Below are 16,364 nucleotides of genomic sequence, written 5' to 3'. Positions count from 1 at the left end.
TGCGTATGGCTGACCAGGACCTGCTGACGCTGAAGCGGCGCGAGAGCACGCTCGGCCGAGCGCTGGAGCGTGAAAAACTCGAACGCGCGCGAGCCATGTCGCCTGAAGAACGGGTGCAGATCGCCTTGGAGCTGTCCAACGTCTGCCTGGAGCTCCGCCGGTCATGGTCGAGCACGCCCTAGCCGACACGGTCGAGGATCTCGAAGTACGCCCCCGCGTAATCCCCTGCTCGCCTCTTCGAAAGCCCCTCCGGCAGCCGCTCGTCACCTTGTAGGGCCTGGCGGCGTATGTTATCGTTTTTCGCTCGGCCCGGCCGACCCACTTCCTTTATATAGATAGATTGGTGCGATGACCAAAGCCGACGAGACGAAATCCTACGATCATCGGGCCGTCGAGGCCCGCTGGCAGGCGTATTGGGACCGCGAGAAGACGTTCGCGGCCGCCGAGCAACCGGCCACGCCGAAATACTATTGCCTCGAGATGTTCCCCTATCCGTCAGGGCGCATCCACATGGGGCACGTGCGCAACTATGCGATCGGGGACGTGGTCGCGCGGTACAAGCGCATGCGCGGGCACAACGTCCTGCACCCGATGGGCTGGGATGCGTTCGGCCTGCCCGCCGAGAATGCCGCGATCGCGAAAGGCGTGCACCCCCAGATCTGGACGGATGAGAACATCGCGTACATGCGCGGGCAACTCCGGCAGATGGGCCTGTCCTACGATTGGGCGCGCGAGGTGGCGACCTGCCGGCCGGACTACTACCGCTGGAATCAGTGGTTCTTTCTGAAGATGTACGAGCGCGGGCTCGCGTACCGGCGCCAGTCGGCCGTGAACTGGTGCCCGAGCTGCGAAACTGTGTTGGCGAACGAGCAGGTGGAGGACGGCCGGTGCTGGCGCTGTGACGCGGTGGTCGTGCAGAAGGAGCTGGAGCAGTGGTTCTTCCGAATCACGGCCTATGCCGAGGAGCTGCTGCAGGGGTGCGACCGCCTGACCCGCTGGCCGGCGCGGGTGCTCACGATGCAGCGCAACTGGATCGGGAAGAGCGAGGGCGTGGAGATCGACTTCCTCCTGGCCGAGCCGCTGCCCGACCGCACGAGCATCCGCATTTTCACGACCCGCCCGGACACGATTTTCGGCGCCACGTTCATGAGCCTCGCGCCGGAGTCGCCGCTCGTCGAAGCGCTGATCGCCGGCCGCCCCACGGCGCCGGCCGTCCGGGACTTCGTCGCCAACGTCATGGCGCAAGATCGCCTCACCCGCCTGGCGGCGGACCGGGAAAAGGAAGGCGTCTTCACCGGCGCCTACGCCGTCAACCCGTTCACGAAAGCCCGCATCCCGATCTGGGTCGCCAACTTCGTCCTCTATGAGTACGGGACCGGTGCCATCATGGCCGTGCCCGCGCACGACCAGCGCGACTTCGAGTTCGCCCGCAAATATCAGATTCCAATCACGCTCGTGATCCAGAACCCGGCCGGCACGCTGGATGCGGCGCACCTCGACCGCGCCTACGAAGAAGAGGAGCCGGGCGCCCGATTGATCCACTCCGATCGGTTCAGCGGTCTTTCGATCACCGAAGCGAAGCGGCAAATCGCGGAGGCCGTTGAGGCGGACGGGACCGGCAAGCGCACGGTGAACTATCGGCTGCGCGACTGGGGCGTCTCGCGCCAGCGCTACTGGGGCACGCCGATCCCGATCATCTACTGCCGGCGGTGCGGCATTGTGCCGGTGCCGGAATCGCAGTTGCCGGTCGAGCTGCCGATGAACGTGCCGTTTACGGGCAAGGGCGCGTCGCCGCTCGCGCAGACGCCCGCGTTCGTCGAGACCGAATGCCCCACGTGCCATGAGCCCGCCCGCCGCGAAACCGACACGATGGATACGTTCGTCGATTCATCCTGGTACTTCCTCCGCTACTGCTCGCCGCACGACGAGGACCAGGCGATCGACCCGCAGGCGGCGGGGTACTGGATGCCGGTGGACCAGTACATCGGCGGGATCGAACATGCCGTCCTGCACCTGCTCTACGCCCGCTTCTTCACGAAGGTCATCCGCGACCTCGGGCTCACCAAGGTCGACGAGCCGTTCGAGAGCCTGCTCACCCAGGGCATGGTGTGCAAGGAGACCTATCGCTGCCCCACGCACGAGTGGCTGTTCCCCTCGGAAGTGACGGGCTCCGAGAAGGACGGCTGGCGGTGTGCCAAATGCGGGCAGCCGGTCGAGCGCGGGCGCGTCGAAAAGATGTCCAAATCCAAGAAGAACGTCGTGGACCCCGAGCACCTCATCGCCACGTACGGGGCCGATACCGCCCGGCTGTTCTCGCTCTTTGCCGCGCCCCCGGATAAGGACTTGGAATGGAGCGACACGGGCGTGGAAGGCTGCGCGCGGTTCGTGAGCCGGGTGTGGCGGCTATTGGCCGAGCTGCACCCGAGACTGGGGCATGCCACCTGGTCGGGACAGGCGTCCACGTCGGGCCGCGCGCTCGAGCTGCGGCGGCTGACCCACCGGACGATCAAGAAAGTGACCGACGACATCGAGCGCGAGTTCCAGTTCAATACCGCGATCGCCTCGCTGATGGAGTTCGTGAACGGCCTCTATAAATGGACGGCCGAGCGCGGGCCAGGCGAGGAGTCCGGCGAAGAGGACGCGCTTCGGGAAGCCGTCGGCAGCCTGATCCTCTTGCTGTCGCCGTTCGCCCCGCATCTCGCCGAGGAGTTGTGGGCGCGGTTCGGCGGGGCGCCGAGCGTGGCCCAACAGCGCTGGCCGGCCTTCGATCCGGCGCTCGTCGCGAGCGATCGCCTCACGATCCCCATCCAGATCAACGGCAAGCTGCGGAGCAAGATCGACGTGCCGGCCGACTGGAGCCAGGAGCAGATCGTCGCCGAAGCGCGCCGAGACGCGAAGACCGTCGAGTGGTTGGGTGGAAAGGAGCCGGCGAAAACAGTCTACGTGCCGAAGAAGCTGATCAACTTCGTGGTACCGGGTGCCGGTGCATAGCGCTCCTCTGTTCCACCATGACGGCCTGTCTCAATCCGGTCAACGCCTTGTCTCACCCGACCCGTGCTGACCGCTCACCGCTGAGACCGAGACCGATGCCCACGTCCCCTCTTTACTCAGCACTCAGCACTCAGCCCTCAGCATTCCGCCGCATCTTCGGTCTCGTCCTTGCGGCGGGTCTCGTCGCAGGCTGCGGCTATCAGTTCCAGGTGGAGGGACCGGGGCCCACGATCGGCGGCGGGGCGGCCGAGCCGATCATCAAGCCCGGCGCCCCGACGTTGACGATCGAGAACTTCATCAATCGGTCGCTCGAGCCGAACCTCGAGCTCAAATACACGGCCTATGCGTTTCGCGAATTCTCGAACGGCAGCGGGGCCCGGGTGGTCACCGGGAACGAGCCCAGCGATCTGGTGCTGAAAGGGTCGATCGTCTCCGTGATCGTGCCGACCCTGACCTTCGATATCTCCCGGACGGTGGAAAGCCGGGTGACCGTCTTCGTCCAAGCGACGGTCGAGAAGACGAAGACCAAGGAGGTCATCTGGAGCCAGCTCGCCACCGCCTCCTCCGAATACTTCGTGACGAACGACCTGCAATTCAATCGCGTGCTCCAGGCGCGGGCGTTGGAACAGGCGGGCCGGTTCATCGTGCAGGATCTGGCCACCCGCTTCCTGACCCACCTGGAAACGTACGGGCTGAAGCCGGCGCCGGCCGCGCCGGCCGGGAGCGTGCCTCCCGAGATGATGCCCGGCGGCACGTTCCAGCCTCGATAACCATGAAGCCGTTCGAGCTGGACCAGGCGATCAAGAAAAGCGGGCTCGCGCCGATCTATCTCGTGCTCGGCGAAGAAGACGACCTCCGCGATCAGGCCGTCGCGACGATCAAGGCGGCGGCGATGCAGGAGGGCGACCTCGGCGACTTCAACATCGACGTGGTCTACGGGGACGAAAGCGACGGGGCCGAGATCGTCGCGCGGGCCGGGGAGGTCCCGGTGTTCGCCCCGCGCCGGCTGGTCTTCGTGAAGGCCGCGGACAAGCTCTCGGCCCGGGACGGCGAAGCGCTCGTGCCCTACCTCAAAGCCCCGTCAGAGAGTACGACGCTGGTCTTCGTCGCCCCCAAGCTCGACGGCCGGACGGCCTTGACCCAGGCGCTCAAGCAGGCGGCCGTCGTGGTCGACTGCGGGCCGCTCCCCGACGCACAGCTCCCGAGTTGGATCCGCGCCGAGGCGGCGAAAGTGCGGCTGCGGCTGGATGAGCCCGCGGTCGTCCTCTTGAAGGACCTGGCGGCGACCAGCTCGCTGTCCCTGATCAAGCGCGAGCTGGAGAAGCTTGCGGCCTACGTCGCGGACGGCCGGGTGGCGGGCGTAGCCGAGGTGGAGGCGCTCCGGGGAAGCGAGGCGGGCGCGTCGGTGTTCGATTTGACCGCGGCGATCGGGGCGGGGAACAAGATGCGCGTGCTGCGGATCCTCACGCGCAACCTGGAGAGCGGCGAGGCGCCGCTCCGGATCTTGGGGTCGCTGATCTGGCAGTACCGGCAGCTCTGGAAGGCGAAGGACGCGGCCCGGACGGGACGGGAAGGGGAGGCGGCGCGTCTGCTCCGGGTGCCGCCGTTCAAGCTGCGCGCGTTCCTCGCGCCGTTCACCGACGCGCACCTGCAGACCGCCTTCCGGCGATTCGCCGAGCTCGATTCGAAATTGAAGGGCGGGAGCGCAAACGATCCGCGCGTGCTGCTCGACGCGTTGGGGATAGAGCTGTGTGGGTTGGCGCAGGCCCCGAAACCCAAGCCCACTTCGACCCGCCCTCCGGTCGGCGCCGGGCAGGTCCCCGCGCGGCCGGGGGCGCGGACGATCAGGCCTGGGCGCTCTTGAGGGCGTTGACGCGGGCGGTGAGACGGGAGATGCGGCGGGACGCCGTGTTGCGCTTCAGCACGCCTTTGCTCACGGCCTTGTGGAGCGCCGCGGTGGCTTCGCGCACCAGCGTGGCGGCCTGGTCGGCGTTCTTCTCTTCGATCGCGTTCATCGCCTTCTTCACCACGTTCTTCACGGCGCTCAGCGCGGCGCGATTGCGGAGGTTGCGCTGCTCGGCCTGGCGCGCGCGCTTGATCGTCGATTTGTGGACAACCGGCATGGGGCACTCCTCTCAAACAAACTTTGACAAAGGGTTCATTTTGTAACATACGAGCGGACGCGAATCAAGAAACATTACTTTCTTACTGGGCTCGCGCAGCGCCAAACAATTACTTTCTTACTCCATGACTCAATTACTTCCGGCAAGTGCGCAGAGGAGGCAGGCTGGGCCGCTTGACCGCCAGTAGCGTCAAACAATTACTTTCTTACTCCATTACTCAATTACTTCCCGTAACTGCGGAGAGGAGGCGGCATGCAAGTGACAGCGAAGGACCGGCTCATCCTGGCGTTGGATGTGCCGTCGGCCGAGGAGGGGGAACGCCTGCTGGATCGCGTCGGCACCGCGATCAATTTCGTGAAGATCGGCCTGGAGCTCTACACCGCCGCCGGGCCGGCCATGGTCAAGCGTGCGATCGAGCGCGGGCATCGCGTCTTCCTCGATCTCAAGTTTCTCGACATCGAGGAGACGGTCAAGCGCGCGACCACCCGCGCGGCGCAGATGGGGGTGCACATGCTCACCATCCACGCCAACCGCAAGGCGCTCAAAGCGGCCCTCGAAGGACGGGCCGCGGTACCCGGTGCCACGGAGCGGCTCAAGCTGCTCGCCGTGACCGTGCTCACCAACTTCGACGCCGGGGACCTCCGCGACATGGGCGTGCAATGGTCCGTGGCCGATCTCGTGAGCGCGCGCGCCAGGCTCGCCGCCGATGTCGGCCTGGACGGCGTCATTGCCTCAGGCGAAGAAGCGGCCGTCATCCGCGAGAAGGTCGGCAAGGACTTCATCGTCGTGACCCCGGGCATCCGCCCGGCCAACCTGGGCACCGACGACCACGCGCGCGTCGCGACCCCCGGCCAGGCCATCAAAGCCGGCGCCGACTACCTCGTCGTCGGCCGACCCATCCGAGACGCCCCAGACCCCAAAGCCGCCGCGGAGCGGATCGCCGAAGAAATGCAGGCCGCGTTCAATGCGCGGAGTAGTGGCATGCAATAGGGTAAGGGGCGCGGCAGGGATATGTGATAGAGGGGTAGGAAGTAGGGGTACGGGGATAGAGTGATATGTGGTAAGTGTGGGGATGAATGGATAAGGGATAGTGATAGAGGGGTATGGGGATAGGGTGATAAGGGGTACGGGGGATAGGGTGTTAAGTAAATTGTATGGGGTGGAGTAGCGGAGTCAGGTTCTGATCGGATTAAAGGGACGGGTTTCAACGCGGCCAGTACATGATGATGCCTACGCCGACCAGGCAGATCGCTGCGCCAAGCACGTCATAGCGGTCCGGACGTATCTGATCGATGCCCCACCCCCAGACGATCGAGAGCACGATGAACCAGCCCCCATACGCCGCGTAAACCCGACCGAAATGAGCGGGCTGATACGTCGGAACGATTCCATAGAGAAACAGGACCATTCCGCCCAAGAGCGCCCACGTCCAGTCGGCCCCGTTCCGCCACCACTGCCAGACGAGATAGCCGCCACCGATTTCACACATGCCGGCCAAGATGTACAGCAAGACTGATTTCGTCAGCAGCATGGTAGGGCTCTCTCCTTCAGGGCGATGCGGAACGCGAGCGGAGTGGCAGGTTGGAGGTACTCTTTCACTACCGGAATGGTCAAGTACCGGCTGAGACACCAAACTTTAAGGGTCTCGTTTTCGCTCGACTCTGTCTTCTCACTGGCATATCCCCTCTCTTCCCCTGACCCTATACAACTCTACCGCCGATACCCCTGACTACTCCCCACTCTTCACCCTACCCCATACCCCGCTATCCCATATCCCTACTCACCCCCTTACCCCCTACCACGCTACCCTCATACCCCCTGGCCGCAAACCCCTTTATCCCCGCGGCGGCATTTGTTAAGATTGCGCTCTTCCACGAGACCTTCCTGAGTGGTGGGTGTAGCTCAACGGTTAGAGCGCCGGACTGTGGCTCCGGAGGTTGCGGGTTCGAAACCCGTCACTCACCCCAAAAAATCCTCCCTACCTCTCATGTTTCTGTCGGGTCCCGAGTTCAGTTTGCCGGTTCCACCACAGCAACCAAATCCAACGGCCTCCCTCTGATCTTGTCTCTATAGGTGAAAGCCGCTATCCTTCTGCCCGGTGGTTGGGAATATTCTATGCCGTATCTAGAGAGGATGGCTTGAAAACTCCTAGCGGTTGTCATCAGGCCCTTCACTGCCAAGTCCCTGCTTTACTGTGATCTCGACAAACCCTGCATCCACCAAACCGTTCAACGCCTGCTCTCTATCGAGGGCAGTGGAAGCCCCCAAATCCAATCGGGCGAGACCAAGACGTTTCTCGCCGTAATCGCCTTGGCATTCGATTGTGGATTCAACATTTCGCTAATTCTTATCAAGGGCACTAAGGCCTTATGGGCGTGGACTGAGAATTGATGGAAGGTAGGGGAGGATGAAAAAGACCGCCGTAGGGCAGCTGGTCTATTCACCGACTGATCTTGTCCGGTACTTAGGGTCCCCGTTCGCTTCCTGGATGGATCGTTACTACTTAGAGAATCCTGAAGCGGTCACCCCTGATGAAGAAACAGACGATGAGCAGCTGATCGCACAAACCGGCCAAGACCATGAACAGGCCATTCTTGCAGAGTTGAAAGCTGCGCCGGCCGGAGTCGTTGAAATTCGGACGACGAACGCAGCGACCGCCCGCGAAGAAACCCTCGCCGCGATCACATCCAAGTCACCGGTCATCTATCAGGCGGCTTTACACAGCGGACAGTTTGTCGGCTATGCCGACTTTCTGATGCTCGACGACCATGGGTGCTATCAGGTCTGGGACACCAAGTTGGCCCGGTCTCCAAAGCCCTATTATGCCGTTCAGCTCTGCTGCTACGCCGACATGTTGACAGAAATGATCGGCGACCAGGTCTCGGATCGATTCGGGATTATCCTCGGCACAAAAGAGCGGGTCCAATTCCGTCTGGAAGACTTCGTTCATTACTATCGCCACGTCAAAACATCGTTCTTGACGATGCAAGAGCGGTTTACCGGCAGACTTACGGATCGGCCGGAGCCGCTGCCGCGCGCCGATCATCGCGAGTGGACCTCGCATGCCGAGCAATTTTTCAAAGAGAGAGACCATCTGGTCCAGGTCGCAGGGGTAACCGTAGGCCAAATCAAAAAACTGAACAAGGCTGGCATTACGACGATGGCCGAGTTGGCTCAAGCGGACGGGCGCACGATTCCAAGACTCAGCGCGGACACCTTGGAAAAGCTTGTCGGTCAAGCCCGGCTCCAATGCGCGACCCGAGCGGATCGTGTGACGAATGCCGACGCGCCGCCACGCTACGAAGTCTTGCCGCACGTCGGAATTAATGGCGAGCGGATCGGGCTTGCGGCTCTGCCGCCAGCGGATCCGGCCGACGTGTTCTTCGATATGGAGGGCTATCCCCTGGCACCCGGCGGCCTGGAATATCTCTTCGGCGTGTGCCAATGGAGCAGCCAAGCGAGGTCCTATCAGTTTCAAGACTGGTGGGCACATGACAGAGACGAGGAGAAGCGTGCCTTCGAAGGGTTTGTGGACTGGGTGTTCGGCCAATGGAAGAGCCATCCCGGCATGCACATCTACCATTATGCCGATTATGAAGTGAGTGCAATCCGACGGCTCAGCACCCGCCATGACACCCGCCAAGACGAGGTCGATGAGTTATTGCGAAACGAAGTTTTTGTCGATCTCTACCGGATCGTCCGCCAAGGGCTGCGCATTGGGGAGGACAGTTACTCCATCAAAGTGGTGGAACGCTTGTACCGTCCGAAGCGGGCCACCGAGGTCACGACGGCTGCCGACTCCATCGTCCAATACAGTCGGTGGATGGAAAGCACGCAACCTAAGGATTGGAATAAGAGCCCCATCCTCAAAGCGATTCGGCAATACAACGAAGACGACTGTCAGTCCACCGCCCAGCTGTCCCAGTGGCTCCGAAAGCTGGCGCGTGAGAACAATATCCAAACCATGCCGGCGGATGCGGAGCCGGAGTCCAAGGAACGGAAGGAATTGCTGCCCGAGGTCATTGCCCGGCAGGAGACGGCCAGACGGCTCCGCGAGCGGGCAGATGCTCAGGCCATTGTGCTGGCGGACGTAATCGAGTTCCATCGGCGGGAACAGAAGCCGATATGGTGGCGTATGTTCGACCGGGCTGCTGCCACGCCGGAAGAGCAACGTGATGACCCGGGCTGCATTGAGGGCATTGAGGCGGCAGGGCCGCCAGCTTCTGTCAAGCAATCACTGGTACAGGTGTATCGTTTCGATCCTGCACAAGAGTGCAAGCTTGCCGCCGGCGAGCGTTCTTACGTCATGTTCGCGCACGCCTTAAAGGCCAAGTTGAATCTTTCTTCTCTTGATGCATCGATAGGTACGTTGGAACTCAAGATCGGCAAGAAGGGGTTGAGCGAGAAATTTGGAGGGGCATTCCCAAAAAACGGCTCACTCATTTCTGATGAATATGTACCCACGACCGAGATTCAGGCGGCGCTGGATGATGTAGCGGCCGCGCATCTGTCGGGAGGATTGCATCGGCCGGTGAAGGCGCTTCTGACTCGTCAGCCTCCGGTGGAGCAGTTACAGTTGGCGCATGAATCCTCGGTCGATGCTGCCATTCGCGTGGCCGGCGCTATGTCGGGAGGCTGTCTGGTCATCCAGGGCCCGCCCGGCACTGGCAAGACCCATACAGCATCCCGAGTCATCGCCGCACTGCTCGCGTCGAAAAGGAAAATCGGCATCGCATCGAACAGCCACAAGGCCATTGTGAACCTCCTCACGGCTTGTGGAAAAGCGCTACATAAATCCGGGTCCAGTCTTTGCGGTATCAAGGTCGGGGGTGAGATGGACGCCGGACTACATGCTGGCAATAACTCTTTGCACTATGTGGAAGGCAACGGAGATGCAAGAGGCCGGTATGTGGAAGGCGTCGTGGGCGGGACGGCGTGGCTGTTCTCCAGGCCAGAGTGGGAAGGAACGCTCGATTATCTCTTTATCGACGAAGCCGGACAGGTCTCCCTCGCCAACGCCATCGCGATGGCGCGATGTGCCAAGAATCTCGTTCTGCTCGGCGATCAGATGCAATCGGAGCAGCCCATCCAAGGCTCGCATCCCGGGGATGCCGGCTTGTCCGTGCTTCGGTATGCGTTGAAAGACACACAGGGCAGCGTGCCGGATCTGCCCGTGTTCCACCCCGTGGTGCCGCCGGACTATGGCCTATTCCTCGGTGAATCCCGTCGCATGCATCCCGCCGTCTGCCGCTTCATTTCCGAAAGCATCTATGAAAGCCGGCTGTTCTCGCATCCCGACTGCACCCGGCAGCGCATCGAGCTCGCCGCGGGAGGCAATCGTCTCATCAATCAAGAAAACGGCATTCTCTTCAGCCCGGTAGAGCATGACGGGAATACACAGCAAAGTGACGAGGAAGTCGAGCGGGTGAAGGCTATCTATAACGAGTTAGTTGGGCGTCCCTTTACCACCAAAGATGGCACCACCAAGGCATTGAACCTCGAAGATTTTCTGTTTATCGCCCCCTACAACGCCCAAGTCCGGGTGCTCAAGACCGTCCTTCCGCAAGGTGCGCGAGCGGGGAGTGTGGACAAGTTCCAAGGCCAGGAGGCGCCAGTCTGCATCCTGTCCCTCTGCTCAAGCTATGGGGAATATGGTTCCAGAGGTTTGGCCTTCATTCTCGACCGGAACCGGATCAACGTAGCGATTTCTCGGGCCCAATGCCTTGCGGTCGTTGTTGCGGATCCACGGATTGCGCGCAGCATTCCAAGTTCCCTGGGCGAGATGGCCCTTCTAAATCTTTTCTGCAAGGTTGCGGTCCATTGAGGTTTATCGAATAAACGAGCTATGGATTGCCCGGATAAACGGGAGAAATGCATGCCATCTGGGCATCTCAACCTGTCGTTTTCGCCAGGTATCCCTTTGGAGTAATTGATTTCTTCCAGCGAAAACGGTATGCCTCTGCCTCATTATTTCATTTCTATGGCTTTGTAGTATATGAGCGATGATTTTTTCTCAAAGCCAATCCTGAATTCGCCTTATGTTTGCCCCTCCCGGCATTGGGAGCTCGACGACCAAGGCCAGCCCACACATAAGATCATAGAGAAGCGTCGCCCTGCCGAGTTCATCACCCCGATTCCCAAGCCAAAAAAGCGCAAGGCTTCGGAAAAACAAGCCTCGATCGTCTTTGACGAAGGGAAGGGGCTTTCAACTCAAGAACAGCAGTACGACATAACCGCAATAATCAACGGCGTTCGCGACCAAGTAGACGCCTGGCGAAAGTTGCAAAATCCCTCTGACTGGCAAGTCACGCCGGAAACCGCTCGGTTACTTCAGCATTGGCGGCATCACAAATTCAGCAACACCCGTCCGTTCTTTTGCCAGGTCGAGGCTGTCGAGACCGCTATCTGGTTAGCGGAAGTCGCTCCGAATTCAAAAGCCGGAAAAGGGTTTCTTGAACATCTCGCGAATGCCAACAACGATGCGAATCCAGGCCTGAACCGTCTCGCGCTGAAGTTAGCCACGGGCGCGGGCAAGACGACCGTGATGGCCATGTTGATCGCCTGGCAAACGATCAATGCTGTTCGCCGCCCGAACAGTAAGAAATTTACGCGTGGCTTCCTTGTCGTCACGCCAGGGCTCACCATCAAAGACCGTCTGCGCGTCCTTCAGCCAAACGACCCGGACAGCTATTACGCAAGCCGCGAATTGGTGCCCAACGATCTGCTGGACGAGGTAAGGGACGCCAAAATCGTCATCACGAACTACCACGCCTTCAAGCTTCGAGAACGACTGGAACTGTCCAAAGGCGGCCGCTCTTTGCTTCAAGGACGGGGTGAAGAGCTCAAGACCCTCGAAACAGAAGGGCAGATGCTTCAGCGAGTGATGCCGGATTTGATGGGGATGAAGAACATTCTTGTCCTCAACGATGAGGCCCACCATTGCTACCGTGAGAAGCCAGGAGCAAAAGCGGGCGATGACGAACTCAAAGGGGACGAGAAGAAAGAGGCAGAGAAAAACAACGAAGCGGCCCGCCTGTGGATATCCGGGCTCGAAACGATTACCCGCAAACTCGGGGTCACTCAAATCATCGACTTATCAGCCACGCCATTCTTCCTTCGCGGCTCCGGTTACGCGGAGGGCACACTGTTCCCCTGGACCATGAGCGATTTCTCGCTCATGGATGCGATCGAATGCGGCATTGTAAAGTTGCCCCGCGTGCCGGTGGCAGACAATATCCCTGGGGAAGAGATGCCAAAGTTCCGCAATCTCTGGGAGCACATCCGCACAAGAATGCCAAAGAAGGGGCGTGGAAAGGCCGCGACCCTCGATCCGCTCAGTTTGCCAGTGGAGTTACAAACCGCTCTCGAAGCGCTCTACGGCCACTATAAGAAGACATTCGAGCTTTGGCAGAACGCCGGCATGCGCGTCCCCCCTTGTTTCATCGTGGTCTGCAACAATACTTCTACCTCGAAGCTCGTGTACGACTACATTTCTGGCTTTTATCGTGAGAACGAGGACGGTTCCACCACGCTGGAAAACGGTCGCCTTGAGCTGTTCCGAAACTTTGATGAGCACGGCAATCCGCTGCCTCGTCCCAATACCCTGCTCATTGACAGCGAGCAGCTCGAATCCGGAGAGGCATTGGATGAGAATTTCCGCGGCATGGCATCAGACGAGATCGAGCGCTTCCGGCGCGAGATCATCGAGCGAACCGGCGACCAACGACAAGCAGAGGGCCTGACCGACCAAGACCTTCTGCGTGAAGTCATGAATACCGTCGGCAAACAGGGACGGTTAGGGGAGTCGATCCGTTGCGTTGTGTCAGTCTCTATGCTGACGGAAGGATGGGATGCCAACACGGTCACGCATGTCCTCGGTGTGCGGGCGTTCGGCACTCAACTGCTCTGCGAGCAGGTCATTGGTCGGGCATTGCGTCGCGAATCGTACGACCTGAATGAGGATGGCCTGTTCGACGCGAGATACGCCGATATCCTTGGCATCCCGTTCGATTTCACGGCCAAGCCTGTGGTGGCGCCACCACAACCACCGCGGGAGACCGTCCATGTCAAAGCTATTCGCCCAGAACGCGATCCGCTCGAAATTACCGTCAAAAACCATAATCTTGGGCTCGAAGTGCCATACCGCTACGGATCAGAAACGCGCAGGTATCTCCCTGACTTCATCGTGCTGGTCGATGACGACCATGGTGACACAGATCTGCTTCATCTTGTTGTGGAGATCAAAGGCTACCGGCGTGAGGATGCCAAGGAAAAGAAGGCCGCCATGGAAAACTATTGGGTACCTGGCGTGAACAACCTCGGCACCTATGGCCGTTGGGCCTTTGCCGAGTTCACGGAGGTCTATCTGATCGAAGCGGATTTCGAAGCCAAGATCGCGAGCGAGTTTAACAAGATGGTCGAGGCCGCCACAGCTAGATCGGTGGTCGAGGGGAAATAAGCATGGCCAAGAAGCAAGGGACCGCCAAGACGGTCGAAGCACTGAAGCACGATGATGCAAAGCGAAAAAATATTCCCACCGCGGAATACCAATCCGTCTTACGGAAGGAGGAGCAGAGCCCGATCCGGATCGCGTACGAACGGCGCAATCGTGACTTGGATCCGCAGCTCGTCTGGCGGGAGAAGGACGAGCAGGATTGGTCAGACCTAATCGTCCATGCTCCGCCGCTCTACATTCAGGAAAAGGTCCATCCGAAGGCGTTGATCGATGATCTGCTGCGAGAGACGAAGGAACGGGAGCACCAAGCTGGGCTACTCACACCGGATCTCTTTGCCGACTTCAACGGCATCCCAAAGGGTGTGGACAAGACAGAGTTCTATCAGCACGACCAAAGTTGGTCGAACCGGATGATCCTCGGTGATTCGCTGCAAGTGATGGCCAGTCTAGCCGAGCGCGAGGGCCTACGCGGCAAGGTTCAGTGCATCTACTTCGACCCACCCTATGGCATTAAGTTCAATAGCAACTTCCAGTGGAGCACCACGAGCCGTGACGTAAAGGACGGGAATACCGACCACATCACCCGCGAGCCCGAGCAAGTGAAAGCCTTTCGCGACACCTGGCGCGACGGCATCCACAGCTACCTGACCTACCTCCGCGACCGCCTCACCGTTGCCCGTGATCTTCTAACCGAGTCCGGGTCTATCTTTGTGCAGATCGGTGATGAAAATGTTCATCGAGTCCGCGCCGTGATGGATGAGGTGTTCGGGGAGGATAACGCAATCGTCACGATCATTGTGAAAAAGAAAAGCGCTACTACAACTACTGACCCAGTGAACGACTATCTCATATGGTATGCGAAAAAAAGAAGTGGCTTGAAACTACGAACGCTCTATAAGGAGCGGCGCGATCCGGAAGATGACAGCAAGTTCAACACGTTGGTGTCTCCGGAAGGTGAACATGCTCGAATTGTGAATCTTGATGAGCAAGAGATTGAAAGCCGTCTTAACTCGCGGTGGAGATGGACGCGTGTAAATTATCCGCTCGTGAGCCAAGATCGTTCTGAGCGGAGCATGGATTTCAAGTTTCACGGGAAAGATTTCGAGTGTGGTGCAAATCGCCATTGGACTTACAATCCTGAAATAGATATGCGCCGGCTTGATAAGGCCGATCGCATTTTTGATAGTGGCGGCAAATCACTTGGTGGCATCGTTTATTGGAATGACTGGCCTTATGCCTCGATTGCGAATATTTGGACCGAATTTCATGGGGAGAAGTTTCCCGTTTACGTCGTGCAGACCAATCCACGACTGGTCGAACGCTGCCTGCTTATGGCCACTGATCCCGGCGACCTCGTGCTGGATCCAACTTGTGGCTCTGGCACTTCTGCGTATGTGGCTGAGCAGTGGGGCCGCCGCTGGATCACGATTGATACCTCGCGGGTAGCGCTAGCGCTAGCCCGTGCCCGCATCATGGGGGCGCGCTATCCGTTTTTCCTGCTCGCCGATTCCCGTGAAGGCCAACTCAAGGAAGCAGAAATCACGCGCACCGCACCGTCCTCGCAGCCAGTGCACGGGAACCTCCGCTATGGCTTCGTCTATGAGCGCGTGCCGCACATTACGCTCAAGTCCATCGCCAATAATGCAGAAATTGATGTCATCTGGGACAAGTGGCAGACAACACTAGAGCCGTTGCGCGAGAAGCTGAACGTTTCGCTTAAGAAGCAATGGCAGGAATGGGAGATTCCGCGGGAAGCCGATGCCAAGTGGACTGATGCGGCAAAGAAGCTCCACGCCGAATGGTGGCAGGCTCGCATCGCCCGTCAGCAGGAGATCGACAAATCCGTCGCCGCCAAGGCTGAGTTTGAGTACCTCTACGATAAACCCTACGAGGACAAGAAAAAAGTTCGGGTAGCTGGACCGTTCACCGTGGAGAGCCTCTCACCTCACCGTGTGCTGGGCGTGGATGAGAATGATGAGTTGATCGATACGTTCAAGGAAAGCAGTCCAGAATACGGTGCGAAGCAGACGTTTGCTCAGATGATCCTGGACAATCTCAAAACATCCGGCGTCCAGCAGGCACACAAGGCTGACAGAATCAGCTTCACCGCCCTGACTCCCTGGCCCGGTGATCTTGTTTGTGCGGAGGGTCACTATTTGGAGGGCGATAAGGAAAGGCGCGCCGCAATTTTCATCGGGCCTGAATTCGGTACCGTCACGCGCCCTGACCTCGTTGAAGCGGCCCGCGAGGCGGGAGACGCCGGGTTCGACGTGCTCATCGCCTGCGCTTTCAATTACGAAGCCCATACCACCGAGTTCAGCAAACTGGGACGTATTCCGGTGCTCAAGGCCAGGATGAATGCCGACCTCCACATGTCTGACGAGCTGAAAAACACCGGGAAGGGAAATCTCTTCGTTATCTTCGGCGAACCGGATATCGACCTCATCACCGAGAAGGACGGCAAGATACGAGTGAAGGTGAAAGGTGTGGATGTGTTCAAGCCTCAGACCGGTGAAGTGATTAGCGATAGCGCTGAGGGGATTGCCTGCTGGTTCATCGACACGGACTACAATGAAGAAAGCTTCTTCGTCCGCCACGCCTACTTCCTCGGCGCGAATGATCCTTACAATGCCCTAAAGACCACGCTCAAAGCCGAGATCGACACCGAAGCCTGGGCGAGCCTCCATAGCGACACATCTCGACCATTCAGTAAACCCAAGTCGGGTCGGATCGCGGTAAAAGTCATTAACCACTTGGGCGATGAAGTGATGAAGGTGTTCCGGGTCTGATTTGAT

At 59.7% G+C, this 16,364-nt stretch carries 10 protein-coding genes and 1 tRNA gene; 9 read left to right on the top strand and 2 right to left on the bottom strand.

The window, feature by feature from the left end:
• Positions 1-5: 5 nt before the first annotated feature.
• From ACWHYV_RS21220 to holA, 4 genes are all read left to right on the top strand, one after another.
• Positions 6-182 (top strand): hypothetical protein, encoded by a 177-nt coding sequence (locus ACWHYV_RS21220; RefSeq protein WP_447978485.1) that lies wholly within the window; start codon positions 6-8, stop codon positions 180-182.
• 166 nt (positions 183-348) lie between these two features.
• A complete protein-coding gene (leuS, locus tag ACWHYV_RS21215) occupies positions 349-2,991 on the top strand; it encodes a leucine--tRNA ligase (RefSeq protein ID WP_447978484.1) in 2,643 nt (880 codons plus the stop codon).
• A gap of 95 nt (positions 2,992-3,086) precedes the next feature.
• Positions 3,087-3,761 carry an LPS assembly lipoprotein LptE gene (lptE, locus tag ACWHYV_RS21210; RefSeq protein ID WP_447978483.1) on the top strand — a complete coding sequence of 225 codons (675 nt, stop codon included), beginning with the start codon at positions 3,087-3,089 and terminating at the stop codon, positions 3,759-3,761.
• A 2-nt stretch (positions 3,762-3,763) separates the two neighbouring features.
• Positions 3,764-4,855, top strand: coding sequence for a DNA polymerase III subunit delta (holA, locus tag ACWHYV_RS21205; protein ID WP_447978482.1), 1,092 nt, complete (start codon positions 3,764-3,766; stop codon positions 4,853-4,855).
• Here the strand turns inward: holA and rpsT are convergent.
• The gene (rpsT, locus tag ACWHYV_RS21200; protein ID WP_447978481.1) at positions 4,836-5,114 is read right to left on the bottom strand and encodes a 30S ribosomal protein S20; all 279 of its coding nucleotides are present in this window, start codon (positions 5,112-5,114) and stop codon (positions 4,836-4,838) included. The genes holA and rpsT overlap by 20 nt on opposite strands.
• A gap of 252 nt (positions 5,115-5,366) precedes the next feature.
• Here rpsT and pyrF point away from each other — a divergent pair, with 252 nt between their 5' ends.
• Positions 5,367-6,104, top strand: a complete 738-nt coding sequence (pyrF, locus tag ACWHYV_RS21195) for an orotidine-5'-phosphate decarboxylase (protein WP_447978480.1) — start codon at positions 5,367-5,369, stop codon at positions 6,102-6,104.
• Positions 6,105-6,318: 214 nt separating this feature from the next.
• Here pyrF and ACWHYV_RS21190 read toward each other — a convergent pair whose 3' ends face one another.
• Positions 6,319-6,645: a YnfA family protein gene (locus ACWHYV_RS21190; protein ID WP_447978479.1), complete on the bottom strand. Its 327-nt coding sequence runs from the start codon at positions 6,643-6,645 to the stop codon at positions 6,319-6,321.
• A 360-nt stretch (positions 6,646-7,005) separates the two neighbouring features.
• Here ACWHYV_RS21190 and ACWHYV_RS21185 point away from each other — a divergent pair.
• The 4 genes from ACWHYV_RS21185 (at position 7,006) to ACWHYV_RS21170 (ending at position 16,358) form a co-directional block, all read left to right on the top strand.
• Positions 7,006-7,081: transfer RNA gene (locus ACWHYV_RS21185), tRNA-His, on the top strand.
• Positions 7,082-7,521: 440 nt separating this feature from the next.
• On the top strand, positions 7,522-10,938 hold the full coding sequence (locus ACWHYV_RS21180) for a TM0106 family RecB-like putative nuclease (protein ID WP_447978478.1): 3,417 nt from the start codon (positions 7,522-7,524) through the stop codon (positions 10,936-10,938).
• Between the two features lie 171 nt (positions 10,939-11,109).
• Positions 11,110-13,572, top strand: a complete 2,463-nt coding sequence (locus tag ACWHYV_RS21175; RefSeq protein WP_447978477.1) for a BPTD_3080 family restriction endonuclease — start codon at positions 11,110-11,112, stop codon at positions 13,570-13,572.
• 2 nt (positions 13,573-13,574) lie between these two features.
• The gene (locus tag ACWHYV_RS21170; RefSeq protein ID WP_447978476.1) at positions 13,575-16,358 is read left to right on the top strand and encodes a site-specific DNA-methyltransferase; all 2,784 of its coding nucleotides are present in this window, start codon (positions 13,575-13,577) and stop codon (positions 16,356-16,358) included.
• Positions 16,359-16,364 lie beyond the last annotated feature (6 nt).

The sequence above is a fragment of the Candidatus Nitrospira bockiana genome (genome assembly GCF_965152565.1).
This window is presented reverse-complemented; position numbering and strand designations above follow the sequence as displayed.